We start from the raw sequence: 25,473 nt of genomic DNA on the forward strand, positions 1-25,473 counted from the left end.
GGGTTACGGGTACGCACCTGGGAGGTCAGCCCGCAGTCGGATCCGCCTGCGTCTTCCTCACTCTCCGCAGCAACTCGTCGCGACCCAGCCAGCGATGCGAGCGCTGCGGCACGGCGGTCAGCAGCGCCACCGGCTTGCCGTTCACGGTGATCGTGATGTCCTCGCCGGCCGCGGCGCGCCGCAAGACCGACGCGGTCTCATTGCGCAGTTCACGAGAGGCAACGTCACTCATGCTACGAACGCAGCGCGACCGTAGTAACTCGAGGGGCACGCGATCATGCTCAACCCAGTAGTGGCCACCGGCCCTCGGTGAGATCGGTCAATGCGCTCTGCATATCTGCCTCGACGCGGGATCCGAATGCCTCGGCACTCTCACCGCGGCCAGGGGTCATCGGCGGCAGGACCCGTGTCACGAGTTTGGTGGGTAGCGGGATGTACGGCAGCAATCCCACTGCGCCGACGTTCAGTCCCCACGGCAGCGAGACGCTCACCGGCAGCGCCTTGACACGGAACAACTTGTCGAGCCGCAACGCCCGCGCGAGACGCTCTCCGCTGGACAACACCAACAGTGACTCACCCGCCCCCGCCGTCACCACTGGCACGATCGGCACCTGGCGGTCGATGGCGAGCTTGGCGAAACCACTGCGGCCGTCGAAGATCACCCGATTGCGATCCTCGAAAGTCTTGCCGGCGTCTTTGTCCCCGCCCGGAAAGACAAGAACGTGATGTCCTGCGTCGAACGCCTCGACAGCGCTGTCCCGGCTCGCCGGACGCGCGCCGAGCGGCTCCAACAGGCGGCCGACGCGCAACGTCCACGCCAGTTGATGTGTCAACACCGTCACCGGACGGTCGAGATTCAACTCCGCCAACGTGGCACGGACGGCGAAGACATTGAGATCGACCACACCGCCGAAGCCGTGATTCGCGACGAACAACACCGGCTCCGGCAGCGACCGCACCGCTGCGTCGATGTCGAGACGGTGGTATCGACGCACGAATTCGACGGCACCGGCCGAGATCGCCGACATCGCGCGGAAGACGACCTCGTCCGCCAGCGCGCCGCGGTCGGGCAGGCTCTCGGCGATCTCCTCCAGCGCTGCCATCAGACTGTCGGTGAAGGCCTCCAGACCCTTTCGCGCATCGTGGTGCTCCGTGTCCGTCAAGGTGAACACCTCCCGGTCAGCGCGCGCAGGCGAGACGATTATGCACGGGAACAGCGTCGCAAGGGGGCGCGTCGCCTCATGTGTCTCTCCGATAGTCGACGGGCTACCGGCAGCGACCGCGGCCTCAGCGGTACCGTGGCGGCCGTGAACTTCTCTCCTGTGTCGCTCGTCGCAGTCGGCGCGGCGTCGCTTGCCATGGTGCTCGCCGGATGTGGTTCGGACACGGATACTCAGTCGGCCACCACCACCACGTCGCCCACCACCACCACGTCGCCCACCACCGACGTCTTCACACCGCCCTCGTTGACGCAGACGCCTCCCGAGGATGCGCCGTGCCCCATGGCGGCCCCTGCGGAGGGCAGCGCCCCCGACTGGACGTTGTCGGGAGCGACGGGCAGCGTCGCGGTCACCGGACCGACGGACAAGGCTGCGCCGCAGATCGACGTGCAGGCACCCTTCAGCGTCACCGAAACCCAGGTGCAGACGCTGCAACCCGGTGACGGACCCGTCGTCGCGGACAACGCGACGGTGCTGGTGTGCTACATGGGTGTCAACGGCCGGGACGGCAGCGTATTCGACAGCACCTACGACCGAGGGGCGCCGGTCGACTTCCCGCTCGGCGGGGTCGTGCCCGGGTTCCAGAAGGCCATTGCCGGACAGAAGGTCGGCTCCACCGTCGCCGTCGCGATGAGGCCTGCCGACGGTTACCCGGAGGGTCAGCCCGCCGCCGGCATTCAGCCGGGCGACTCCCTCGTCTTCGCCATCAAGATCCTCGACGCCGCGAACTGAGCCGACGGCGCTCAGGTCTCATCGCGTCCTGGGCCATCATCACCGCGGGCCATCACCACCGCGGCAGCCAAGGCGGCCACGGCGGACAGGACGTGCCAGGCGCCGTGGAACTGCCACAGGCTGTCGGGTCGGCAGAGCGGCGATCCGGAGCGGCCGGCAACATACGCGACGAGACCGACCCCGAAGATCGTTGCCGGCATCAGCCAGCCCGACCAGTCGCGCCGCATCCCGCTGCGGACCACGCCGAGGACACACAGCAGGCCCAACAGCACGATCGGCCAATCGTGGACCGGTCCCGCCCACGACGGCTGAGGCCCGTGGTAGACGATGCTTCCCGCGCCGACCGCCACCAACGCCACCCCGGCGGCCAGGGACAGCGGCGCCCGCAACCGCGCGGCCCAGATCACCGCTATCAATCCCGCAGCGACGTAGGCCACGCTCGTCAGCGCCAACACCGGCTGGGCCAGCGCGGCGTCCACGATGCGCTCGCAGTCTGAGGAACCGATCCCCGACGCCATGGCATCAACCGGTGTCACTGCGGGTGATGCGCCAGATAGTCCTGCACGGGTATTCGCGTGGTCTCGGCGTAACCCAAGGGAAGGACGATGTCGCCTGCCGTCGTCAAGTAATAGATGTCCCACCGGTGATACGCGGCGAACGCCGCTGGGTCGGCCGCCATCACCGTCGCGTAGTCGGTGACCGCCTCCACGTACCGGTCGGAGTTGTTGTACCGGAAGAGCGCTCGTTCCGGCGCGTGGCCGAAGCCGTTCGCCGCGAGATGCCTGCCTGCCGCCATGATGCTGTCGTGCGGCGAGTTGATGTCGCCGCCCCCGCCGTAGGCGGCGAAGGTGGACGGCAGGAACTGCATCGGACCCTGGGCACCGGCGGTGCTGGTTCCGGCGACGCGCCCGAAGCCGGTCTCGATGAGGTTGATCGCGGCCAGGAAGCTCCATCCCACGCCGGTCGCATCCTGAGCCTTGCGGTAGTAGCCGAGCAGTTCGTCCGAGGGCGCCGGCTCAACGATCCGCCAGGCCGGCATCGTGTCCGGTGGCTGTCCCCCGTTCACCCGGGCCAGCTGTCGACGCGCGTTGATGTTGCGGTCGAATGCGTCGAGAAGCTGGGCAGGGACGCGAGGTCGGACCACCGCGTCCCAATCCGGGTGGCGCGCGAGAACCCGGTAGGCCCGCTGCTGACGACGCGCCGCCGCCACCAGTACCGCTTCGGGCTCCGACTCAGCGCGCAGCGTCCGTTCATCGGCCACCAGGTCGTCGGCCATCCGGACGGGATCCGACGCCAGCCGCGGTTGGGCAGGCGCCTGCTCGGAGGGGGCCGGAACGCCGGCGGTCGGCGTGGCGGTGGCCTCGACGCTGGACGATGGTGGATTCGACGGCGGAGACGGTTCGATCGGCTGCGAGCAGGCGCCCAATGCGCCCACCAGCACCAGAGCGAGCACCGGCATAGGGGACCTACACGTTGAAGTCCGGCGGCGACGGAATTTACTGCGGTCGATCATCGACCTTGAAATCGAAGCTGACGTCGGTGCCCTCGACCTTCGTCACCGTCACCGTCACGCCGTAGGTGTCGTCGCCGTCCTTCAGCTCACACCGCTCGGTGTTGCCGACCTCACCTCTGAGGTTCTGTGGGCAGGTCACCGAATCCGGTGCGCGGCCGACCTGCTGCTCGAGGCGCTTGTTGATCTCACCCGCCAGGTCTTCTCTGTCGACGGTCGGCGTTCCGCTCGAACAACCGACCATCACGGCGGCGGCGCTGGACACCAGCGCCATCCGAATCAGCTGGCCCGTCACCATGTCGATCCCTCCCCTTGCCGGCACTCACGTCGCGAGGCGATCTCTACCTGCTGAACATAGCGGAGCGGCCGAGGGCGCTGGGGTCAGTTCGTGGCCTCGGGCCCACCATCGGGGCCTGCGCGGCGGCGGCCGCCGTAGCTGTTCTCGTCCAGCGCAAAGCTGACGACGATGACGAACACGACCAAACCGATCATCACCATGCGAAGGGTGGTTTCAATGCTCATTGTCCGCTCCTCACGTCGTTGCCGGACTTCAAGATCAGCCTGGATCGACGGTAGGCGGATACTTGACGTTCTTCGTAAGGGCAATTGTCACGGTGCTTAGGGCCGAAAGTCCCTGAGGCCGGTCCGTTTGGACGTCGTTACCGACGGGTGGTTTCGGGTATCAGAACCACGAATCCGAAGGAGACGAGATGAGCACACCACAACAGCCGGGCAACGACGACGACGCTGCCGAAGCCCAGCCCGCGAGCCCGGCTTACTCGACGCCGCCTCCGGAAGGACTGCCCTCAGCCGACGACGACGAGCCGACGACCGCTGAGTAACGTACCGCCACAGCACTATTCATGCAGGGTGCGCGGCAGCGACACGACCTGAGTACACCGAACAGGATCAGGACAGGATCGCCAGTGCGGCCGCGCGGGCGTCGGCAGCGGTCGCGGCGCCCAGCGCAGCCTGGGCCGCGTCGCGGCACTGCTGCAGCGTCACCGTCGCGAGTCTGGCGCCGACTCCCCCGATCGCGGTTGCCGCGGCGGACAGCGACGTCACACCGAAACCGGTCAGCACAGCGGCCAACTGTGGATCGGCCGCGGCCTCCCCGCAGACCCCCACCGGCTTGCCCGCCGCGGTGCCCGCACGCGCAGCCATGGCCACCAACGCCAGCACTGCCGGCTGCCACGGATCGGTGAGCGTCGCCAGCTCGGCCGACATGCGGTCTGCGGCCATCGTGTACTGCGCGAGGTCGTTGGTGCCGATCGACAAGAAGTCGACGTGCGCGAGGATGCGGTCGGCCAGCACCGCGGCCGCGGGCACCTCGATCATCACGCCTGGGGTGAGTCCGTGTGACCGGACTTGAGCGGCAAACCGTTCGGCCTCGTCGACCGTCGCGATCATCGGGGCCATGACCCACGGCGGGTTTCCCGCGCGGGCGCCCGCGGCCGCGACGGCCGCCAGCTGCCGGTCGAGCAGACCGGCGTCCAACTGGGCGATTCGGATGCCGCGGACGCCGAGCGCGGGATTGGCCTCGTCCGGGTGACCGGCGAACTTCAGCGGTTTGTCCGACCCTGCGTCCAGGGTGCGCACCACCACTCTGCGGCCCGAGAACGCTTCGAGCACCTCGGCATAGATGGTGGCCTGTTCGTCGACCGTGGGCTCGGTGTCGCGATTGAGGAAGCACAGTTCGGTACGGAACAGCCCGACGCCCTCTGCGGGCGTCTGGGCGGCCGCCCGTGCGGCCGCACCGTCCTGGACGTTGGCGTAGACCGCTACGGCGTGCCCGTCGGCGGTGGCGCCCGGGCCACGCCACTGGGCGGCCCGCTGGGCGTCGCGCCGGGCGGCGTCGACGATTGCCACTGCGGCTCCGGCGTCCGGCGAAACCGTCACCGTGCCGGCCGTGCCGTCGACCAGCACGTGAGTGCCGGCCTCGACCGCGTCCAATCGGTCGACCGCGACGACACACGGAATGCCCAGTTGACGCGCGATGATCGCGGTGTGGCTGGTGGGCCCGCCCATCGAGGTCGCCAGCGCGACGACCAGCGCCGGGTCGAGACCCGCTGTGTCTGCCGGGGCCAGATCCTCGGCGCACAGGATCGACGGCGTCACCGGCAACGGAACACCCGGCTCGGGCAGCCCGGACAGTTCGGCGACGACGCGGTCGCGGATGTCGCGCAGGTCGGTGACTCGCTCGGCCATCAACCCGCCGATCTGGGTGAACATCTCGACGAACTGGGCCACCGCCTCGTCGACCGCGCGGACCGCCGGAGCGCCGGCCGCGATCCGCTTCTCCGCGGCGCCGAGCCAGGCGCGGTCCTGTGCCAGCGTCGCCGTCGCCGCCAACACTTCTGACGCGGCGCCGGTGGCGTGGGCCGCTCGGTCACGCAACCGGTCCGCGACGGCCCTGGCGGCGGCGACGAACCGCGCAGCCTCAGCGGGCCGGTCGGCGGCGGCGACCTCGACCGGCGCGGGCTCGTCGGGTACCGGCAGGCGCCCTGGCCGGATGACCGGGCCGTACCGGGCACCTGCGACCACGGGCACTCCGCGCAGAACGGTGCCCGCCGGCAGCGCCTCGGCGGGACGTGAGGTAGGTGGCGAAGACGTGGTCATGTGAACCAGGCTACAAGAAATCATTGACAAGTCAACACAAACAGGAGTAAAACCAATCATAACCAATTCGCAGCGGATCTAATCCCACATCGATGGAGGCTCATGTACGCCGAGGAACGACAGCAGGCGATCACCTCGCTCGTGCTGTCGAAGGGCCGCGCATCGGTCACCGAGCTCGCCGAGACATATGACGTGACCACCGAGACCGTCCGCCGCGACCTCGCGGTGCTCGACAGGGCCGGGCTGGTTCGCCGGGTGCACGGCGGTGCGGTTCCGGCCCGAGCGCTGCACCTGGTCGAAGCGGGCGTCAGCGAACGCGAAACCGCTCGTGCCGACCACAAGGACGCCATTGCCGCCGCCGCGGTCGAGTTCCTCCCCGTCAGCGGTGGCAGCGTGTTGCTCGACGCCGGCACCACCACCGCGCGCATCGCGGCACACCTGCCCGCGGATCGGGAGCTGGTGGTGGTCACCAATGCCGTGCCGATCGCCGCGCGCCTGGCGAGCACGCCCTCGGTGAGCCTGCAGCTGCTTGGTGGGCGGGTGCGTGGACTGACCCAGGCCGCCGTCGGCGAGCAGGCGCTGCGGGTCCTCGACACGCTGCGAGTGGACGTCGCGTTCATCGGCACGAACGCGATCAGCATGCGCCATGGGCTGTCCACCCCCGACAGCGATGAGGCCGCCGTGAAGCGGGCAATGGTCCAGAGTGCCAATTACGTTGTGGTCGCCGCGGATTCGACGAAGATGGGACGCGAAGAGTTCGTCAGCTTCGCGCCGCTGAGCAGCGTCGACACCCTAATCACCGACAGTGAGATCAGCGACGAGGACCGCGCCGACCTGATCAGCCGTGGCGTCGAGGTCGTGATCGCATGATCCTGACCGTTACGCCCAACCCCAGCATCGACCGCACCCTGATGCTGGGCTCGGCCTTGACGCGCGGCGCGGTGCACCGCGTGCAGTCGGTCACGACCGAACCGGGCGGCAAGGGCGTCAACGTCGCTCGAGCCCTCACCCTTGCGGGCCTCGACGCCGTCGCTCTGCTTCCGGCCGCCGCCATCGACCCGCTCGTCGTGGCGCTGACGCGAGCGGGCGTGCCGTATCGCTGCGTGCCGGTCGCCGAACCGGTTCGCACCAACACCGCCGTGACCGAGGCCGACGGCACGACCACGAAACTCAACGAACCGGGTGCCACCCTGGACGGCGCCACGCTCGCGCTGTTTACCGAAGCCGTCGTCGGCGCCGCCGCACAGGCGTCGTGGGTGGTGCTGTCGGGGTCGTTGCCGCCCGGCGTTCCGCAGCGGTGGTACGCCGAGGTGGTGGCCCTGCTCGCCGACCGCGACTGTCGCGTGGCGATCGACACGTCGGAGGGGCCGTTGTCCGCGGTGGCCGACGAGATCGACCATGCCGCACCCGATCTGCTCAAGCCGAACGCCGAGGAACTGGCGGGGCTGGTCGGTGAATCCGCCGACGTGTTGGAAAAAGCTGCGGCCGATGGAGATCCGGGCCCGGTCGTCTCGGCGGCGCGTCAACTCGTCGAGCGCGGCGTCGGCGCGGTGCTGGCCACCCTGGGACCCGCGGGCGCGGTACTGGTCGACGGCACCGGCAGCTGGCTGGCGAGCCCGCCGCCGATAGTTCCCCGCAGCACCGTCGGCGCCGGCGACGCGGCCCTCGCGGGCTACCTGCGCGCGCATGCCGGCGGTGCCGAACCGCCGCGGCGCCTGCGCATGGCCGTCGCCTACGGCAGCGCCGCCGCCGCACTGCCGGGCTCGGCACTGCCCACCCCGGCCCAGATCGACCTCGACGCCGTCCGCGTCACCACCATCGCCCCTGCACCGACCCAGCCGTCACCATCAACGAAAGAGTCACCATGACGAGCTCAACCCAATCGATCATCAACACCAACCTGGTGCTTCTCGACGTCGACGCAGGCGGCGACAAGGAGGCGGTGATCGCGCGCCTGGTCAACCGGCTCGCCGACGCGGGCCGCACCGGAGACGCCGACGGGTTGACCGCCGCGGCGATGGCGCGCGAAGCACAGTCAGCCACCGGCCTGCCCGGCGGCATCGCCATCCCGCACTGCCGCTCCCCCCACGTCGACACGGCGTCGATCGCATTCGCCAGGCTGCGACCCGGCGTCGATTTCGGCGCTCCCGACGGGCCTGCCGACCTGGTGTTCCTGATCGCCGCCCCTGAGGCCGGTGGCGCCGAGCACATGAAGTTGCTGTCCAGCCTGGCGCGGGCGTTGGTGCGCAAGGACTTCGTCGGGTCCCTGCGGGCGGCCACCACCCCGGCCGAGGTGGTGGCGCTCGTCGACGACGTCGTCAATCCCGAAGCCACCCGATCCGCACCTGGCGAACCGGCCGCCGCCCAGCAGCGGACGCTGGTCGCGATCACCGCCTGCCCCACCGGCATCGCCCACACCTACATGGCCGCCGACTCCCTGGCCGCGGCGGCGAAGGCGGCCGGTGTGACGCTGCACGTCGAGACCCAAGGCTCGTCGGGCAGCACGCCGTTGTCGCGTGACGTCATCGCCGCCGCCGATGCGGTCATCTTCGCCACCGACGTAGGCGTGAAGGACCGGCAGCGGTTCGCAGGCAAGCCCGTCGTGGCCTCCGGCGTCAAGCGGGCCATCAACGAACCGGACGCGATGGTGGCCGAAGCGCTCGGCGCGGCGACCGATCCCGCCGCCAAGCGGGTCGAGGGTGACGGTGCCGCCCCGTCCGCGGCCGCCGCCACCTCGACGGGTGGCGTCGGCTGGGGCACCAGGACCCGCCAGATCCTGCTCACCGGCGTCAGCTACATGATCCCGTTCGTCGCCGCAGGCGGTCTGCTCATCGCTCTCGGCTTCCTGATCGCCGGCTATGACATCGCCAACACCCCTGAGGGACAGACGGACTCGCTCGGCCGCATCATTGCGACGACGAACTCGCTGACCGATCTGCCACCGGGCGGCCTCACCCAGTACCTCGGTGCGGTGCTGTTCACGATCGGCAGCCTGGCTTTCTTCTTCCTCGTGCCCGCGCTCGCCGGCTACATCGCCTTCGCCATCGCCGACCGGCCCGGCATCGCTCCCGGTTTCGTCGCCGGCTACATCGCCTCGGTCGTCGGAGGCGGCTTCATCGGCGGCATCGTCGGCGGGCTGATCGCCGGGTTCGCGGCGCTGTGGATCAGCCGGATCAAGGTGGCGCACTGGGCCCGTGGCTTGATGCCCGTGGTCATCATCCCGCTGTTCGCATCCCTCATCGTGGGTGTGCTGATGTTCGTCCTGCTGGGTCGTCCGCTGGCCGCCGTAACCTCAGGGCTGACCGACTGGCTCGGCGGCCTGTCGGGAAGTTCGGTCATCGTCCTCGGCATCATCCTCGGCCTGATGATGTGCTTCGACCTGGGTGGCCCGGTGAACAAGGCGGCCTACGCATTCGCCACCGCCGGCCTCAACGTCGTCGACCCCGCGTCGCTGCGCATCATGGCCGCGGTGATGGCTGCGGGCATGGTGCCGCCCCTGGCGATGGCCGTCGCCACGTTCGTGCGGCCCAGGCTGTTCAGCGAACCCGAGCGCGAGAACGGCCGTGCGGCAGTGCTGCTCGGACTGTCCTTCATCACCGAAGGCGCCATCCCGTTCGCCGCGGCCGACCCGTTCCGCGTCATTCCCTCGATGATGTTCGGCGGCGCCGTCACGGGTGCGCTGATCATGGCCTTCGACGTGACGCTCAAGGCCCCGCACGGCGGGATCTTCGTGTTCTTCGCGATCGGCCACCTGCTCTGGTTCCTGGTCGCCCTGGCGGCAGGCACCGTCGCGGGCACCGTCGCCGTCGTCATCGCCAAGCAGTTCGCCCGACCCGGCGTCACCGCAGACCGGCAGCCTGCGCCGGCCACCGCATGATCCCGTCAACCACCAAGGAGAACACCACTATGCCCACCAAGACCGTCACCGTCGGTTCAGCCATCGGTCTGCACGCCCGGCCCGCCGCGATCATCGCCGAAGCGGTGGTCAACGCCGGCGTTCCCGTCACGCTGGCGATGGACGGCGGCGAACCCGTCGACGCCGGGTCGGCGCTGATGATCATGACGCTCGGGGCCGGAAACGGCGCCCAGGTCACCGTCGCCTCCGATGACGAGGCTGCGCTGGCCACCGTCGCCGACCTGGTCGAGCAGGACCTCGACGCCTGAGCCGCTACGGCGCCGGGGGTGCCATCGGCGGCGGTGCGGGCACTGCGCCCGGTGCTGTCGAGGTCCAGGGCGCGGTCAGCGAGATGGTTCCGGGCGGCAGCGGCGGCGAGGGGCCGGCACCCGGAGGTGGTCCCGAGGGAACGACCTGCGGCATGGTGAGCGCGTCGATCGGATTGGCGCCGTTGAACGTCTGCATCGCGTCCTGAACGAACCCGAGCGGGCCGGGCGTCTGGCCCTGGCCGTAGACCGGTGGGATCTCCGGCACCGGAGGCGGTCCGACGGGCGGCGGCGGCGGTATCGGCGGCATGGGTTGCGCGGCGGCCTGCCCTGCCGCGGCGACGGCGCCTGCTGCGAGGAACAGGCCGGTCGCCGCGATCTTCGCGGCGCGGTGCGGTGATGCCATGGACGAAGGCTAGCGCCTGCGGTCGCCCGGCGTACAGCGTTGGCCGATCGGCGCACGACTACCCTGGCCGGGTGGCCGAAGTGCTCTCAGTCAACATCGCGCGGGTGCGCGTGAATCCCGATGCGCCGTCGCGGTCCACGGGGATCGACAAGGTGCCCGCGAGCCAGGAGGTGATGGTCCGTGCGCCGGGACCCAAGCGCGGCGGTCACGGGAGCGGACTCGTCGGCGACACCATCGGCAACCCAAAGCTGCACGGCGGCGACGACCAAGCCGTGTACGTGTACGCCCGAGAAGATCTCGACGACTGGCAGACTCGACTCGCCCGCCCGCTCACCGACGGCATGTTCGGTGAGAACCTCACCACGACCGGCGTCGACGTGACCGACACCGTGATCGGTGAACGCTGGCAGATCGGCGACGACGGCCTGGTGCTCGAGGTGTCGGCGCCGCGCACCCCGTGCCGCACGTTCTCGGCCTTCCTCGAACTGCCGAAATGGATCAAGACGTTCACCGAGGCCATGAAACCCGGTGCGTACCTTCGGGTGATCTCGCCCGGGACGGTGCGCGCGGGCGACGCGATCTCCGTGGTGCACCGTCCCGACCACGGCGTCACGATCGGCCTGGTGTTCCGGGCCCGCATGGCCGACCCGTCGCTGCTGCCGACATTGACCGGCATAGACGCGCTCTCGTCGGAGCTCAAGGCCTACGTGCGGAAAAGACCGCCGGTCAACGGCAATTGAGCGTCGCTACCGCGACTGCGTGCACCTGCTCCGACACGAGCCGTTCCCGGCATCGGTTTCGGCGCTCCGAATCCGCATCGACGACAACCGTTTCCGCCACACGAAGCATTGCCCCGCACAAGCGGACCAGGTTGCGGTTCGGCGGATCGCTGTGCGTGTCGTAACCCGGATCGCGGGCCGCGGTTCTATGGTCGAGACGTGCCCAGCGGCGACCCGATCAGGCTCTCCGGTGAATACGTCGCCGCCACGGTCGAGCAGGTACAGCGCCGTATCGATGCACGTTTCGGGGAACGCGGGCTGACGAAGACGGCACGCGATCTCGCGCACCTCGTAGTGCTGGTGCAGACCGAGGCAGGCCAGTCGCATGTGCGACTCCGCCGCACCACCCTGGCCGCCAGGGCCGCGGGCATCGTGATCATCGCGGCCACCGTTGTCGGCTTGCTCTACAGCCTGCGCTCGGCCGTGCTGGACGGGCTGGCCCGCAGCGCGGACTGGGTGCCGCTCAGCGAGAGCGTGATCAACGACCTGGTGTTCGCCGCGATAGCGGTGGTGTTCCTGTGGGCGTTCCCCGAGCGGTTGGAACGCCGCGCGCTGCTGGGCCTCCTGTACCGCCTCCGCTCGCTGACCCATGTCATAGACATGCACCAGCTGTCCAAGGACCCCGAGCAGATCAGCGAGAACTACGTCCCGACCGCGCACAGTCTCCGGCACGGCCTGGACGCCGACCAGCTGCACCAATACCTCAACTACTGCTCAGAGCTGCTCAGCCTCACCGCCAAGACCGCAGCGCTGTGCGCAGAGTGCAGCACGGATGGCGTCGTGCTCGAGACGGTGTCGAACATCGAGACCTTGGCCACCGAACTGACCAACAAGATCTGGCAGAAGATCTCCCTACTCCCCCGCGGCTAGGCGATTTTCGCCGCCGAGTCCCACTTCTCCCAGAACAGCAGGTGGGAACGGAAGCTGGGATGGTTGACCCTGTCCAGCACCTTGATTCCGGCATTGGCGACGGCGGGGATGCCGACCACCCGGTGGAAGAAGCGGCCGCGGCGGTACTCGCGGCCCCAGTCGGCCTCGACGCGCTGCGCGTAGTTGGTGAAGTCGTCCGGGCCACCGTTCAACAACGCCGCGACGGCGCACTCGCCGGCGGCCAGCCCTGACTGCAGCGCCTTCGAAATGCCCGCTCCCGACACGGGTCTCGCTGCGCCGAGGGCGTCACCGGCGAACAGCACACCCGGTCGCCACGGCGGCCACGCCGTGAAGCCCATGGGCAACCGCCACGCCTGCAGCGCCTTGGACTTCCTCAGCTCGTCGACGGACGGCAGTGCGAACTCCGGTGGGAACGCCGCGAGGAAGCCGGTGAACAGCGTCGTCGCGTTGATTCGATGCCAGTTCTTGTAACTGGTGCAGTAGCCCAGGCCGATGTTGGCCCGCCCGCCGCCGATCGGGAACAGCCAGCCGTAGCCGGGCAACTGGTCGCCGTCGAAGGTCAGCTTCAGATAGATGTCGAGGGTGTCGGTGTCCGGTTGGGCGACCGGCATCTCGGCCCGGATCGCGATGGCCGAATAGCCGTGGTACTCGGAGTCCAGGTTGAGTGCGCGCTTGAGCGGCGAGTAGGCGCCGTCAGCGGCGATCACCGCGTCGGCCATCACCTTCTCACCGTTCTCCAGGCTGACTCCGGTGACGCGTCCGTCATCGTCCACGACCGGCGCGACCACCTCCGCCGACTGGCGTACCTCCGCGCCGGCGCCGTGCGCTTGCTCGAGCAGCAGGGTGTCCAGTTCGGAGCGTCGGGCGACGTGGCCGTGATCGGGCATGCCGGGGCGGCGGGGGAACGCCAGGTTCCATGCGCTGGGGCTGAAGATTCTGGCGCCGTTCACCCGGTGGAACTTCGCCACCTCCCCGGCTAGGCCCATCTTCTGGATGAAGCTGACGGCGCGGGGAGTGAGCCCGTCACCGCAGGGTTTGTCACGGGGAAATGCGGCTTTGTCCAGGACGATGACCCTGGCACCGGTCCGAGCGGCCTGCCACGCGGCGGCCGATCCGGCCGGGCCGCCGCCAACGATCACCATGTCGTATTTCTGCGTCATTTGTTTGCCTCGGATGGTTAGTTCCCCGCCGCAGCCGACGCTATGCGGTCCGCGTCACACCCGGGTGGGCCCCGCCATTACTAAACCGTGACGCCACGGCACCGGCCGGTTCGGTTCAGTAACGGCGCGGTACCCGGGTGCGACAGATGAGTCAGCGGCGGCTGCCCCGCGGGGCGCCGTTCCTGTCCGCGGCAGGTGTGAAGCAGTGGCACCTGAACCGGTGGCCGAAGAGCGCCGGGGTCCGCACCGAAGTGACCGCTGACTGGCGGTTCGTCTCCAAAGGATGTTCAACAGATCATGACGTTCGTACACAGTTGGGCGCGCCGGTTGCTGACCGGTGCGCTGGTGGCCCTGTTCCTTCCGAGCCTGATCGCCGTCGCGGGCGGCACGTCCACCGCAGCGGCCTATTCGCGGCCGGGCTTGCCGGTCGAGACGCTTATGGTCCCGTCCCCGTCCATGGGCCGCGATATCCCGGTGAGGTTCCAGGGCGGCGGCCCCAAGGCCGTCTACCTGCTCGACGGGCTGCGCGCCCCCGACGACAACAGCGGCTGGGACATCGAGACCGCCGCGTTCGAGAACTACTACGAGTCGGGCCTGTCGGTGGTCATGCCCGTCGGCGGCATGTCCAGCTTCTACACCAACTGGCAGTCTCCCGCCGTGGGCAACGGCACCACCTACAACTACCAGTGGGAGACCTTCCTCACCTCGGAGTTGCCGGCCTACCTGGCCGCCAACAAGGGCATCTCACCAACCGGCAACGCGGTCGTGGGCGTGTCGATGTCGGGTAGCTCGGCGCTGATCCTGGCGGCCTACCACCCCGGGCAGTTCAGCTACGCGGCGTCGCTGTCGGGCTTCCTCAACCTGTCCGAGGGCATCTGGCCGACGCTCGTGGGCTTCGCGATGCGCGACTCCGGCGGCTTCGACGCCACCGCGATGTGGGGTCCGGGCGGCGGCCCGGCCTGGCAGCGCAACGATCCGACGCTGCAGGCGGACCGGCTGGCGGCAAACGGCACCCGCCTGTGGGTGTACACCGGCACAGGCAGGCCCGGTGAGCTCGGCGGCGGCGGGGACATCCCGGGCCAGCTGCTCGAGAACATCACCCAGGACAGCAACCAGGCCTTCCGGCAGGCGTACCGGGCTGCAGGCGGGAGCAACGCCACGTTTAACTTCCCGCCCAGCGGCACGCACGGCTGGGGCTACTGGGGTGCGCAGCTGAACGCGATGAAGGGTGACATCCAGGCCACGCTGGGCGTCTGACCCCGACGACGACACCGGGCGACCACTTCGTGTGGTCGCCCGGTTCGCGTTGGAGACAATCGGTGGGTGACAGCCCACCGGCCGACTGTGCCCGCGCTTCTCGCGCGCGCCGCGCAGAACTTCGGCGAACACACCTACCTGGTCACGCCGACGGATCGGCTCACCTACCGCGAAGCGTTCGACCGCTCGGCCGACATCGCCCGGTGGCTGCTCGCGCAGGGAGTCGGCAAGGGCACCCGGGTGGGGCTGTTCTTCCCCAACGGCGTCGACTGGGTCCTGTGGTGGCTTGCCGTGTCCCGGATCGGCGCACTGGCGGTCCCGCTGAGCACCATGTACACCCCGGGCGAGATCGCGAAGGTGGCCCGGCTGGCCGACCTGGCGGTGCTGATCGCGCCGAGCAGGGTGCTGACCATCGACGTCGCCGAGCGTTTCGAGGCGGCCTGGCCCGAACTGAGCACCATGCCGGCGGGACGGCTGACGCTGTCCGCAGCGCCGTACCTGCGCCGCATTCTCTTCGTCGACGGCGAGGTTCCCGGCTGGGCGACCGCGACGACCGGCGGGGACGGTGTGGCGCACGACCTGCTCACCGCCGTCGAGGCCGAGGTCTCCCCCGCCGACCTCGCGGTCATGGTGCACACTTCCGGATCCACCGCCGACCCCAAGGGCGTCCTGCACACCCACGGCACGCTGGTCCGGCAGACCTCGACGTGGCCGACCGCGATCCGGGCGGTCACCGGGTCCGACGGGCCCACCGGCATCGTGTGCGCGATGCCCTTCTTCTGGGTGGGCGGATTGCTGGCCGTCACCGGTGCGCTGCATGACCCCGTGACCGTGTGTGTCATGCCGCGGCTCGACGCCGGGACCGCGCTCGACCTCGTCGAGCGGGAAGCGGCGAGCGGGGTGATCGGGTGGCCGGCCTTCACCCAGCGGCTGCGCGAGCACCCCAGCTTCGCCGACCGCGACCTGGGCAGCGCCCCCATGCTGCGCGACGGTCCGCTCGACATCGCGATGGTCGATGTGCCCGACGGGTTTCCGGTGCACCGCACCATGTCCGAGACCGCGGGCGGGTTCGCCTACACCGACATGCGCGTCGTCGGCGACGACGGCACCGACGTGCCCGACGGCGCGGTTGGCGAACTGCTCATCCGCGGCATCGGCGTGATGGCCGGCTACAACAAGCGTGAGCGGTGGGAGACCTTCGACGCCGACGGCTGGTACCACACCGGGGACCGCGTGTACCGCCGCGATGGCGATCCGCGACTGTTCTACATCGGCCGGACCACCGACCTCATCAAGGCCGCGGGGGCGAACGTCTCACCGCTCGAGGTGGAGGCCGTCATCAGCGAGTTCGCCGACGTGGCACAGTGCCTGGTGCTCGGTGTCGACGACCCGGCCCGGGGCGAGGAGGTGTGTGCGGTCGTCGCCCCCGCCTGCGAGGACGTCGATGTCGCCTCGATGGCCGCACGCACCCGCGCTGCGCTGTCGGCCTACAAGGTGCCGACGCGCTGGGTCATCGCCGCCAGCGACCGGTTGCCCACCCTGCCCAGCGGGAAGTTCGATCGAAAGGCGCTGCATCGCATGATCGTCGACGGCGAACTGCAGACTGTGGACGGTCGGTGATCCGATGGATGTGGTGAGGACTCCAGACGACCGCTTCGCCGACCTGCCCGACTTCCCGTTCCCGCCGAACTACGTCGCCGTGGACGCCGCGGGCGTCGGCCCGCTGCGGATGCACTACGTCGAAGCCGGTGCCGCCGACGCGCCCGTGGTGGTGCTGCTGCACGGCCAGCCCACCTGGTCCTACCTGTACCGCTACGTCATAAGGACGTTGTGCGAGAGCGGGTTTCGCGCCGTCGCCTTCGACAACATCGGATTCGGCCGTTCGGACAAACCGACGGACCCCACGGACTACACCTTCGCCAGGCACATCGATTGGGTCCACAGCGCGATCACCCGCCTCGACCTGCGTGACATCACGCTCGTCGTGCAGGACTGGGGAGGCCCCATCGGGCTGAGCGTGCTGGCCCGCGACCCCGATCGCTTCGCCCGCGTCGTCGCGACCAACACCATCCTGCACACCTGCGACCCGGATCTGGCGGGCAAGCTCACCTGGCCGCACCACTCGCTGGGCGACGGCCGGGTGATCCACCAGGAGACCCTGCTGGACTACGTGGCGTTCTACCAACGGGCCCCGCGCCTGGCGCCGAGCTTCTTCCTCGAGGCGGTGGCGGGTCCGCTGAGCCAGGAGGTGCAGGCGGCCTACGACGCACCCTTCCCGGATCCGACCTACACCGCCGGTCTGCGCCAAATGACGGCGTTGATCCCGTTGACCCGCAACGACCCCGGGGCCGCCATCGGCCGCGCGACGATGGCCGCGCTGCGCGACTGGCAGCGCCCGTTTCTGACGGCGTACTCCGACGGCGATCCCCCGACCCGCGGCTGGGACAAGGTCTTTGCCGCCGAGGTGCCCGGCGCTCGCGGGCAGCCGCATACGACGGTGGCCGGTGCGGGTCACTTCATCCAGGAGCAGCGCGGCGACGAACTGGCCCGCATCGTGGCCGACTTCATCGCCCGCACCGCGTGACTACAGACCGAACTGATCGTCGATGACGCCGAGCCAGATCTGCGCTGCGTCGATCGCGACCTTCTCGCTGATGAACGCGTGCTGGGTGCCGGTGTAGATGTCGCGGAAGGCGCGTTCCAGCCGGGTGCCCTCCCGGATCGAACTGGTGCCTGCGACCAGGTGCGCCCATTCGGCGCAGCCACGGGCCACGTCCGTGGCGTAGACGGCCGCGACGCGCATGTCGGCACGCAGCGCCGGGCTCAGCTCAGCGCCGTCGGCGACCGCGGCCTCGGCGGTCGTGAAGGCGTCGAGCACCAGCAGCCGGGCCGCCCGCCACGCGGCGACGTGATGGGCGAGGCCCTTCTGAAACGTGGGACGGCTGGCCAACGACGCCATATCGCTCATCCGGAACTTCGTCGCGGCCAACTCCTGCACATCGTCGAGCATGCTCTTGGCGACGCCGAGCGCCCACGACGCGTGCCCGGCCGCGGTGACGGGCATCAGCCCCATCCGCGTTGCGGGCGACGCGCCGCGCCTGGGCTCACGGCTGAACAGGGCGAATGTCCGCTCGGCGGGAACGAACACGTCATCGATGCTGTAGTCGTAGGACCCCGTCCCCTTGAGCCCCTGAACGTGCCAGCCGTCGTTGAAACCGACCTGGTCGCGCGGCACGACGGCGACCTGCATGTCGGGTACGCCTTCGCTGATCCAGCGCATCTGCCCCTCATCCATCGGGAAGAAGCCGGCCGCGACGTACTGGGCGTGACCGATGCCCGAGCCGAAACTCCATGACCCGCTCAGTCGGTAGCCGCCGGGCACCACGGTCCCCTGTCCGTTGGGGAAGAACTGCCCGCCCATCGTGACGCGGTTGTCGTGTGCGCCGAACACCTCGGCGAAACCCTCGTCCGGCAGGTACGCCGCCGCGGCGAATGACGACGGCAGATTCGCGATGCCGATCCAGCCGAATGAGCCGTCCTGCCAGGCCATCTCGATCCACGTCTCGATCATCTCGGTGAACGACGGTTCGACGCCGGCCGCGGCTCGCGGGTTGAATGCCGTCATCAGCCCCGAGGTCCACATCGCGTCGACCATGGCCGGGCTCAGGGTGCGCAGCCGCTCCGATTCACCCGCCTCCTTCGCTGTCAGCTCCCGCATGCCGCGCGCCAACGCGGTGGTGGTCTCGGCGGTGTCCGCTGTTCCCAGAGTCGGTGTCACCCGCCTAGGCTTTCACATTCCGCCGATCGCTCACTTGATGATGCGGACCAGATAGGGCGCCATGTTGTTGGTGCGCACCGGAGAGACCGTCACGGCCGGTTCGGTCGCCTCCAGCATCTGGCCGTTGCCCAGGAACAGCGCGACGCTCTGATTTCCGTTCGGGCCGTAGAAGATCAGGTCTCCGGGCAGGGCTTGCGACGGAAGCACCTTCTGGCCGATGTTGTACTGCGCTCCGGAGGAGCGCGGCAGCTTCACCCCTATGCCGGCGAACGCGTACACCATCAGACCCGAGGCGTCGAAGCCCACGGCACTGGTCGCCGGATTAAGCCCGACGATGTGGCCTTCGCTGTCCAGGCCAGCGACATTGTCGGCGGTGCCGCTGCCGAGGGTCGGCCCGTTGGCGTCGCCGCCGCCGTAGGAGAAGGGCACACCCCGCTGTGCGAGTCCGCGTGCGATCACCGTGTCGACCGCCTGTTGATTCGCGGCGGGCCGCGGCGCCGCGATCGCGACCCCCGGCGCCACGATCAGCATCGCGGCGGCGATCAGAAAGGCGTACATGCGTCTCATCGGTGTTTCTACTCTTTCTCGTCCGGTCGCGGGCACACCGCGCTATATCACTTCTACCGTCAAATACATCGGTTTGCCGAATTCGTGCCTGGCACAACGTCAATGAGATGCCCTATCGTGACTCAACGGTGACTTCGCGCCGTGTCACCGGCGATTCGCCCCCGCACGATTACGATGAGGTCTCCCTTCGTTGAAGTCCTGGTGATGACCCTGAAGCACGCGAACCGAGTCGCCGTCGTCGGCGGCGGCATCCTTGGCGCCGCCGTCGCCAGAGAGATGCTGCGGCGCCACCCCCATCTGGAGCTGACGCTCTTCGAGAAGGAGGACGGCCTCGCCACCCACCAGACCGGCCGCAACAGCGGTGTGGTGCATGCGGGCCTGTACTACCGACCGGGTTCCCACAAGGCGGTCATGTGCCGCCGCGGCGTCGATTTGCTCGAGCGGTTCTGCTCCGAGCGCGGAATCCGTCGGATCGCCTGCGGCAAGGTGCTGGTGGCGCTCGACGACGAGGAGCGGGCCCGCCTCGCGGAGATCGAGCGCACGGCACTCGCCAACGGGGTGCCGGGGGTACGCATCATCGGCCCGGAGCAACTGCACGAACTCGAGCCGAACGTACGGGGCGTCGCGGCGCTGCACTCACCCGCGACGTCCATCGTCGACTTCGCCGAGGTGACCCGGGCGCTGGCGGCCGACGCCGCCGACGCGGGCGCGAAAGTGCTGTGCAGACACGAGGTCACCGGCCTGCGCACGGCCGGTGGACGGGTCGTCGTCAGCGTCCGCACACCCGACGGCGACACCGAGGTCACCGTCGACCGGGTGGTCGCCTGCGGCGGATTGCACAGCGACCGGTTGGCCGAGATGGCAGGCGACGGCCCGAACCCGGTGATCATGCCGTTTCGAGGCGAGTACTACGCGTTGAAACCACACCGGCGAGACCTGGTCAACGGCCTCGTCTACCCGGTGCCCGACCCGCGTTACCCGTTCCTGGGCGTACACCTCACGCCGCGAGTGGACGGTGAGGTGCTGATCGGTCCGAACGCGGTTCTCGCGCTGGCCCGCGAGGGCTACTCGTGGCGCACGGTCTCGGTCGGCGATATGGCCGAAGTGGTGCGCACACCGGCCTTCTGGCGTTTCGCGCGGCGACACTGGCGCACCGGAGTCCGGGAGATGTACGGCTCGGTGTCGCGGCGGCGGTTCATCGCCGCGGCCCGCGCCTATGTGCCTGCGCTGTCCGACGACGATGTCGTTGCCGGCAGGGCCGGCGTCCGCGCCCAGGCCCTCGACGCCGACGGCGGACTCGTCGACGACTTCCGCATCGCCATCCGCGGCCCGATCGTGGTGCTGCGCAACGCGCCGTCGCCGGCGGCCACCTCGTCGCTGGCCATCGCCGAGCACGTCGTCAGCACGATGGAGTCCGGCTGATAACGCCATCGCCGCGCAACCCCGCGTCTACTGTTGGACACATGGCCATCATCGAAACGGACGCAGCGCCGCAGAGCCCGTTCGAGCAGTCCTTTCAGGACCAGACCGCCGCCACGCAGGAGTACTTCGACAGTCCCCGGTTCGACGGCATCATCCGCCTCTACACGGCTCGTCAGGTCGTCGAGCAGCGCGGCTCGATCCCCAGCGACCACATCGTCGCGCGCGAGGCTGCCACGGCGTTCTACCAGCGCCTGCGCGAGCTGTACGCACAGAAGAAGAGCATCACCACCTTCGGGCCGTACTCCCCCGGGCAGGCGGTGACGATGAAACGGATCGGCATCGAAGGCATCTACCTCGGCGGCTGGGCCACGTCGGCCAAGGGGTCGACCACCGAGGATCCCGGCCCGGACCTCGCCAGTTATCCGCTCAGCCAGGTGCCCGAGGAGGCGGCCGGTCTGGTGCGCGCACTGCTCACCGCGGACCGCAACCAGCATTACCTTCGGCTGCAGATGACCGATGAGCAGCGGGCGGCCACCCCGGCGACCGACTACCGTCCGTTCATCATCGCCGATGCCGACACGGGACACGGCGGAGATCCCCACGTGCGCAACCTGATTCGCCGTTTCGTCGAGGCGGGTGTGCCCGGATACCATATCGAGGACCAGCGGCCCGGCACCAAGAAGTGCGGGCACCAGGGCGGCAAGGTTCTGGTGCCGTCCGACGAGCAGATCAAGCGGCTCAACACGGCCCGGTTCCAGCTCGACGTCATGAAGGTGCCCGGCATCATCGTGGCGCGCACCGACGCCGAGGCGGCGAACCTCATCGACAGCCGCGCCGACGAGCGGGATCAGCCCTTCCTGCTGGGCGTCACCAACCTCAAGATCCCCTCCTACAAGTCGTGCTACCTGGCGATGATGAAGCGGTTCCACGAGTCGGGCGTCGCCGAACTCAACGGTCACCTGCTCTACGCGCTGCCTGACGGTGAGTACGAGGCGGCCGACGCCTGGCTGGACCAGCACGGCATCACCGAGGCCGTCACCGCGGCCGCCGCGGCCTACCAGGACGGGCCGGACGGCGCCATCGACGAGCTATTCGACGACGTGGAGTCGAAGTTCGTCGACGCCTGGCAGTTGGACGCGGGGCTGATGACCTACGGCGAAGCCGTCGCCGAACTGCTGGAGTTCCGCGAAAGAGAGGGCGAGCAACTGGACATGAGCGCCACCGAGTGGCGCGAGTTCGCCACGCGGGCGCCGATGTACACCGCCCACAAGAAGGCCGGGGAGATCAGCGCCGCCGCCACCTGGGACTGCGAGCTGGCCAAGACCCCGGACGGCTACTACCAAGTCCGCGGCGGTATCCCGTACGCGATCGCCAAGTCATTGGCCGCCGCGCCGTTCGCCGACATCCTGTGGATGGAGACCAAGACCGCCGACCTCGCCGACGCCCGGGAATTCGCCGAGGCCATCCACGCCGAGTACCCCGACCAGATGTTGGCCTACAACCTGTCCCCCTCCTTCAACTGGGACACCACCGGCATGACCGATGACGAAATGCGGGCCTTCCCTGAGGAACTCGGCAAGTTGGGGTTCGTGTTCAACTTCATCACCTACGGCGGGCACCAGGTCGACGGCGTCGCCTCCGAAGAGTTCGCCACGGCGCTGCGGCAGGACGGCATGCTGGCGCTGGCACGGCTGCAGCGTAAGATGCGCCTGGTCGAATCCCCTTACCGCACACCGCAAACGCTTGTCGGGGGGCCGCGCAGCGATGCCGCGCTCACGGCGTCGTCGGGCCGCACCGCGACGACCAAGGCCATGGGGAAGGGCTCGACACAGCATCAGCACCTGGTGCAGACCGAGGTGCCGAAGAAGCTGCTCGAAGAGTGGCTGGGATTGTGGAGCGAGCACTACCGGCTCGACGAGAAGCTGCGGGTGCAACTGCGTCCGACGCGGCCCGGCTCCGACGTGCTGGAGTTGGGCATCTACGGCGAGCGGGCCGACGGCGACGAGGAGAAGCTGGCCAACGTCATCGTCGACCCCATCAAGGACAGACACGGCCGCAGCATCCTGACGGTGCGCGACCAGAACACGTTCTCCGAGAAGCTGCGCCAGAAGCGGCTGATGAGCATCGTGCACCTGTGGCTGATCCACCGGTTCAAGGCCGAGATCGTCTACTACGTCACCCCGACCGAGGACAACATCTACCAGACCGAGAAGATGAAGTCGCACGGCATCTTCAGCGACGTCTACCAGGAGGTCGGCGAAATCATCGTCGCCGACGTGAATCAACGCCGCATCGAGGAACTCCTGAGCTCCGACCGTAAGGCGCTGCACCGGTTGATCCGCAAGGAGGACTGATCGGCTGCGGCTAGGGCGACGTCGAACCGTCGGACGTCGAACCGTCGGATGTCGTCCCGCCCGACGTCGTCCCGCCCGACGTGGTGTCGCCCGAGGTGGTGCTACCGCCCGTGGTGGTGTCGTTCGTCGTGGTGCTGTCGGTCGACGGCGCTTGAGTCGTGGACTCGGTCGTCGACTGGGTCGTCGTACCAGTCGCACTCGTGACCGTCGGAGCCGTCGTGGTGGTCGTGCCCGTCGCGGTCGGCTCCTGCGTCGTGGTGCCGGTGGTGGGCGCGGCGGTCTCGGCGGCCGAGGTGGGCGACGAAGCCGACGTGCTCGACGGCGGACTGGTCGCCGACGGCGACGGCGCCGCGGTGGTGATCGGTGCGGTGGTCGCCGATGCGCTGGTCGGGGTCACCGAGCCGAAGACCTCGGTGGGGAACGTACCGGGTTGGTCCTCCTCGACGATCACCATGATCTGCTTCGTGTAATCGGCGAGCCTGCCGTCGATCTCGTTCACGTCGACCTCGCCGTTGGCGATCTGTTCACCGTAGTCGGCGATCTCGCTCCACAGCTGCTGCAGTTCGGCTTTCGCGTCGGGCGAGAGGTCCTCGTCGAGGGTGACGAACAGTTGTCGCGCCAGCGCGTAGGTGACGCAGTTGACGCAGTCGTAGTTGAGCGCGCCTGCCAGGTTCTGCGGGACGGCGACGTTGTCGTTGTCCTCGACCGTGTCGATGACGAACACCACCTGGTATGCCACCGCCACGGCCGCGCAGTTCTCGCAGGATGCGTACGCGTGCGCCTCGTTGACGTTCATCGCGTGCTCCTCGTCGGTCTGCCAGACGAGGGCGAAGGCGGCGTCGTACACGACGGTGTTGTCGGTGGTGTTTATTGCCAAGGATTGGTTGTCGCCCTCTTCGGGGGCCAGCGGCTTGTCGAACGGGAAGACCCAACCTTGATCGCTCGGCATTGACTGTGGCGAGGCGATGATGTAACCACCACCGTTGGCCCTGGCCAGGCTGGGTTGCCGCGGTACCAGTATCAAGGCAAGTTGCGGCGTACGGAACGTCGGCGGCGCCGTGCGGGTATCCCAGAGCGTCGGCATGACGCCTCGTTGCCCCACCGACAGCGGTCGGCTGACTGCGACCGGTTGCGACGCCTGCTGTACGGATCGCTGCGAGTCACCCATCTTCTCAACGCGCAGGGCGTAGATGATATCGCTGAGCGTTCCGCGCTCGGAGGCATCGATGGGTCGGTAGTTGTCGGCGTTGGGCCACCACGCGACGGCGATCCCCGCCAGCGCAGCGGCTCCGGCGAGGCCGGCTAGCAGACGCAGCGACGGCCTGCCCTCGGTGCCGCGCCACGCGGTTGCCACGATGCGCCGCACCACGCGGACCAGCAGATAGATGATGGCAGCCATCGGGATGACGATGGCGATCATTGCCAGCACCCGAGCAACGGCCTGCACCATGTCGCCGTCGGTCCATGCGGTGGCCAACACGTCCTGCTGCTTGTTGAGCCCCGCCCAGGCCGAACCGATGAGCCGGGGCAGCGCCAGCACCGCCAGTGTGATCATGCCGATCAGCAGGGGAACCACAACGATGACCCAGGCGGTCACCACGATGCGCGCCCACCATTTCAGCTCGCGCGCCTGCGGATCCCGCCATCGCCACGGCAGCATGCCGAGCAGCGTCGGCTTCATCCGCCCGTACAGGTCCGGTACGCCGGTCAGGTCGGCCAGCACGTGATAGCCGTCGAACCGCACCAGCGGGGTGAGCTGGCGGACCATCTGGATGATCTGGGTGGCTACCACGAGCAGCAGTGCGTCGTATTGTAGCCACAGCCACAGGCCCGTGATGCCTACGGCGACAATGGCATTGAAATACAGCCCGCCGAGGTCGGTCCGCAGCCGTCCGCTGCGTCCGAGGCGGTAGGAGTCGGTGACGTCGGTGTAGAACGCCGGCCAGAGCAAGTAGAGGCCGAACCCCATGGCGCCGGGCGCCGCACCCCCGTACCGAGCCGCGGCGGCGTGCCCGAACTCGTGGAACCCCGCCGACAGCACGGTCACGGCGAACACCAGGATCAACAGGCCGGGCCGTTCGAAGGCGTCGTAGGCCGCCGCGGCCAGCCCCTTGTGGAACGACACCCACCAGACGACGGCCAGGAAGGCCGCCAGGACAGGAACGACGATCCAGAGCCGGAACAGGACCCGGAACGGGTCGGTGAGGCGTCGGGTCCGATCGGGATCGGTGACCACCCGCTTCAACCGCAGGCCCAGCAGTGGGGGCCGCTTCTTGAGCGCTGGCTCAGCGCCGTCGGCCCCGACCATCAGGCCGAGCGGTCGCAGCTTGCCGTCGACCAGCTGGGTGACGTTGTCGTCCGACACGTCGCGGCCCGTCGACTGCGACACGGCCGCCGCGACCTCTGCGGCGGTGCGAGTGCCGTCGACCTCGCGCAACGTCGCATAGAGCAGCGGCGTCAGCTGGATCGTCTGGCCGTCGGCCCGGCGGACCAGGGAGGGCGCGACCCGGTAACCGGATCCCGCCATCTCCCCGATCAGCTCGACGCCGTCCGCACGCGCCAGGGCGGCAACGTCGGCCGCGCCTGCGCGCTCGGTGGTCACGGTCATTTCGACACT

The 25,473-nt window shown here is 68.9% G+C and carries 25 protein-coding genes; 13 read left to right on the forward strand and 12 right to left on the reverse strand.

Annotation, left to right across the window (positions count from 1 at the left end):
* Nucleotides 1-25: 25 nt before the first annotated feature.
* Together K3G64_RS19580 and K3G64_RS19585 are read right to left on the reverse strand one after the other, a co-directional pair.
* Nucleotides 26-232, reverse strand: a complete 207-nt coding sequence (locus K3G64_RS19580; RefSeq protein ID WP_238886641.1) for a type II toxin-antitoxin system Phd/YefM family antitoxin — start codon at nt 230-232, stop codon at nt 26-28.
* A 49-nt stretch (nt 233-281) separates the two neighbouring features.
* Complete coding sequence (locus tag K3G64_RS19585; RefSeq protein ID WP_238886642.1) at nt 282-1,163, reverse strand: 1-acyl-sn-glycerol-3-phosphate acyltransferase; 882 nt, start codon at nt 1,161-1,163, stop codon at nt 282-284.
* Nucleotides 1,164-1,358: 195 nt separating this feature from the next.
* Between K3G64_RS19585 and K3G64_RS19590 the strand changes: the two genes are divergently transcribed.
* Nucleotides 1,359-1,952: an FKBP-type peptidyl-prolyl cis-trans isomerase gene (locus K3G64_RS19590; RefSeq protein ID WP_238950834.1), complete on the forward strand. Its 594-nt coding sequence runs from the start codon at nt 1,359-1,361 to the stop codon at nt 1,950-1,952.
* A gap of 11 nt (nt 1,953-1,963) precedes the next feature.
* Here the strand turns inward: K3G64_RS19590 and K3G64_RS19595 are convergent, their stop codons facing one another.
* The 4 genes from K3G64_RS19595 to K3G64_RS19610 form a co-directional block, all read right to left on the reverse strand.
* Nucleotides 1,964-2,470, reverse strand: coding sequence for a hypothetical protein (locus K3G64_RS19595; RefSeq protein ID WP_238886644.1), 507 nt, complete (start codon nt 2,468-2,470; stop codon nt 1,964-1,966).
* A 14-nt stretch (nt 2,471-2,484) separates the two neighbouring features.
* Nucleotides 2,485-3,411 (reverse strand): lytic transglycosylase domain-containing protein, encoded by a 927-nt coding sequence (locus K3G64_RS19600; protein ID WP_238886646.1) that lies wholly within the window; start codon nt 3,409-3,411, stop codon nt 2,485-2,487.
* Nucleotides 3,412-3,448: 37 nt separating this feature from the next.
* On the reverse strand, nt 3,449-3,760 hold the full coding sequence (locus K3G64_RS19605; protein ID WP_238886648.1) for a DUF4333 domain-containing protein: 312 nt from the start codon (nt 3,758-3,760) through the stop codon (nt 3,449-3,451).
* An 83-nt stretch (nt 3,761-3,843) separates the two neighbouring features.
* Nucleotides 3,844-3,984 carry a hypothetical protein gene (locus tag K3G64_RS19610; protein ID WP_238886650.1) on the reverse strand — a complete coding sequence of 47 codons (141 nt, stop codon included), beginning with the start codon at nt 3,982-3,984 and terminating at the stop codon, nt 3,844-3,846.
* 188 nt (nt 3,985-4,172) lie between these two features.
* Here K3G64_RS19610 and K3G64_RS25560 point away from each other — a divergent pair, with 188 nt between their 5' ends.
* Complete coding sequence (locus tag K3G64_RS25560) at nt 4,173-4,304, forward strand: hypothetical protein (RefSeq protein ID WP_255727798.1); 132 nt, start codon at nt 4,173-4,175, stop codon at nt 4,302-4,304.
* 67 nt (nt 4,305-4,371) lie between these two features.
* On the opposite strand, the gene K3G64_RS19615 is transcribed toward K3G64_RS25560, so the two are convergent.
* Nucleotides 4,372-6,141 (reverse strand): putative PEP-binding protein, encoded by a 1,770-nt coding sequence (locus K3G64_RS19615; RefSeq protein WP_238886652.1) that lies wholly within the window; start codon nt 6,139-6,141, stop codon nt 4,372-4,374.
* A gap of 42 nt (nt 6,142-6,183) precedes the next feature.
* Here K3G64_RS19615 and K3G64_RS19620 point away from each other — a divergent pair, with 42 nt between their 5' ends.
* Genes K3G64_RS19620 through K3G64_RS19635 form a run of 4 tightly spaced genes read left to right on the forward strand, consistent with a single transcriptional unit; the run spans nt 6,184 to nt 10,245 of the window.
* Nucleotides 6,184-6,951 (forward strand): DeoR/GlpR family DNA-binding transcription regulator, encoded by a 768-nt coding sequence (locus K3G64_RS19620; RefSeq protein WP_238886654.1) that lies wholly within the window; start codon nt 6,184-6,186, stop codon nt 6,949-6,951.
* The gene (locus K3G64_RS19625; protein ID WP_238886656.1) at nt 6,948-7,949 is read left to right on the forward strand and encodes a 1-phosphofructokinase family hexose kinase; all 1,002 of its coding nucleotides are present in this window, start codon (nt 6,948-6,950) and stop codon (nt 7,947-7,949) included. Before K3G64_RS19620 ends, K3G64_RS19625 begins: the two co-directional genes overlap by 4 nt.
* On the forward strand, nt 7,946-9,958 hold the full coding sequence (locus tag K3G64_RS19630; protein ID WP_238886658.1) for a PTS fructose transporter subunit IIABC: 2,013 nt from the start codon (nt 7,946-7,948) through the stop codon (nt 9,956-9,958). Before K3G64_RS19625 ends, K3G64_RS19630 begins: the two co-directional genes overlap by 4 nt.
* A 29-nt stretch (nt 9,959-9,987) precedes the next feature.
* Entirely contained in the window at nt 9,988-10,245 is a 258-nt protein-coding gene (locus tag K3G64_RS19635; protein WP_238886660.1) for an HPr family phosphocarrier protein, read from the forward strand.
* A 4-nt stretch (nt 10,246-10,249) separates the two neighbouring features.
* On the opposite strand, the gene K3G64_RS19640 is transcribed toward K3G64_RS19635, so the two are convergent.
* Nucleotides 10,250-10,648 carry a hypothetical protein gene (locus K3G64_RS19640; RefSeq protein WP_238886662.1) on the reverse strand — a complete coding sequence of 133 codons (399 nt, stop codon included), beginning with the start codon at nt 10,646-10,648 and terminating at the stop codon, nt 10,250-10,252.
* An 80-nt stretch (nt 10,649-10,728) separates the two neighbouring features.
* On the opposite strand from K3G64_RS19640, the gene K3G64_RS19645 reads away from it, so the two are divergent.
* Nucleotides 10,729-11,388 (forward strand): MOSC domain-containing protein, encoded by a 660-nt coding sequence (locus K3G64_RS19645; protein ID WP_238950836.1) that lies wholly within the window; start codon nt 10,729-10,731, stop codon nt 11,386-11,388.
* A 198-nt stretch (nt 11,389-11,586) separates the two neighbouring features.
* On the forward strand, nt 11,587-12,297 hold the full coding sequence (locus tag K3G64_RS19650; protein ID WP_238886664.1) for a hypothetical protein: 711 nt from the start codon (nt 11,587-11,589) through the stop codon (nt 12,295-12,297).
* On the opposite strand, the gene K3G64_RS19655 is transcribed toward K3G64_RS19650, so the two are convergent.
* The gene (locus tag K3G64_RS19655; protein WP_238886666.1) at nt 12,294-13,478 is read right to left on the reverse strand and encodes a geranylgeranyl reductase family protein; all 1,185 of its coding nucleotides are present in this window, start codon (nt 13,476-13,478) and stop codon (nt 12,294-12,296) included. The genes K3G64_RS19650 and K3G64_RS19655 overlap by 4 nt on opposite strands.
* Before the next feature lie 297 nt (nt 13,479-13,775).
* On the opposite strand from K3G64_RS19655, the gene K3G64_RS19660 reads away from it, so the two are divergent.
* The 3 genes from K3G64_RS19660 to K3G64_RS19670 all read left to right on the forward strand — a co-directional run bounded on the left by K3G64_RS19660 (nt 13,776) and on the right by K3G64_RS19670 (nt 17,319).
* Complete coding sequence (locus tag K3G64_RS19660) at nt 13,776-14,735, forward strand: esterase family protein (RefSeq protein ID WP_238886668.1); 960 nt, start codon at nt 13,776-13,778, stop codon at nt 14,733-14,735.
* A 66-nt stretch (nt 14,736-14,801) separates the two neighbouring features.
* A complete protein-coding gene (locus K3G64_RS19665; RefSeq protein WP_238886670.1) occupies nt 14,802-16,355 on the forward strand; it encodes a class I adenylate-forming enzyme family protein in 1,554 nt (517 codons plus the stop codon).
* Nucleotides 16,356-16,359: 4 nt separating this feature from the next.
* Nucleotides 16,360-17,319, forward strand: coding sequence for a haloalkane dehalogenase (locus K3G64_RS19670; RefSeq protein WP_238886675.1), 960 nt, complete (start codon nt 16,360-16,362; stop codon nt 17,317-17,319).
* Here the strand turns inward: K3G64_RS19670 and K3G64_RS19675 are convergent, their stop codons facing one another.
* Together K3G64_RS19675 and ripD are read right to left on the reverse strand one after the other, a co-directional pair.
* Nucleotides 17,320-18,453 carry an acyl-CoA dehydrogenase family protein gene (locus tag K3G64_RS19675; protein ID WP_238950837.1) on the reverse strand — a complete coding sequence of 378 codons (1,134 nt, stop codon included), beginning with the start codon at nt 18,451-18,453 and terminating at the stop codon, nt 17,320-17,322.
* Between the two features lie 90 nt (nt 18,454-18,543).
* Nucleotides 18,544-19,080 carry an NlpC/P60 family peptidoglycan-binding protein RipD gene (ripD, locus tag K3G64_RS19680; protein WP_238886680.1) on the reverse strand — a complete coding sequence of 179 codons (537 nt, stop codon included), beginning with the start codon at nt 19,078-19,080 and terminating at the stop codon, nt 18,544-18,546.
* Between the two features lie 204 nt (nt 19,081-19,284).
* Here ripD and lhgO point away from each other — a divergent pair, with 204 nt between their 5' ends.
* Together lhgO and aceA are read left to right on the forward strand one after the other, a co-directional pair.
* The gene (gene lhgO / locus K3G64_RS19685) at nt 19,285-20,502 is read left to right on the forward strand and encodes an L-2-hydroxyglutarate oxidase (protein WP_238886681.1); all 1,218 of its coding nucleotides are present in this window, start codon (nt 19,285-19,287) and stop codon (nt 20,500-20,502) included.
* A gap of 41 nt (nt 20,503-20,543) precedes the next feature.
* Nucleotides 20,544-22,856, forward strand: coding sequence for an isocitrate lyase ICL2 (gene aceA, locus K3G64_RS19690; protein WP_238886684.1), 2,313 nt, complete (start codon nt 20,544-20,546; stop codon nt 22,854-22,856).
* A 10-nt stretch (nt 22,857-22,866) separates the two neighbouring features.
* On the opposite strand, the gene K3G64_RS19695 is transcribed toward aceA, so the two are convergent.
* Nucleotides 22,867-25,464 (reverse strand): hypothetical protein, encoded by a 2,598-nt coding sequence (locus K3G64_RS19695; RefSeq protein WP_238886685.1) that lies wholly within the window; start codon nt 25,462-25,464, stop codon nt 22,867-22,869.
* Nucleotides 25,465-25,473: the final 9 nt, after the last annotated feature.

Source organism: Mycobacterium sp. IDR2000157661 (assembly GCF_022317005.1).
Classification (GTDB): Bacteria; Actinomycetota; Actinomycetes; order Mycobacteriales; family Mycobacteriaceae; genus Mycobacterium.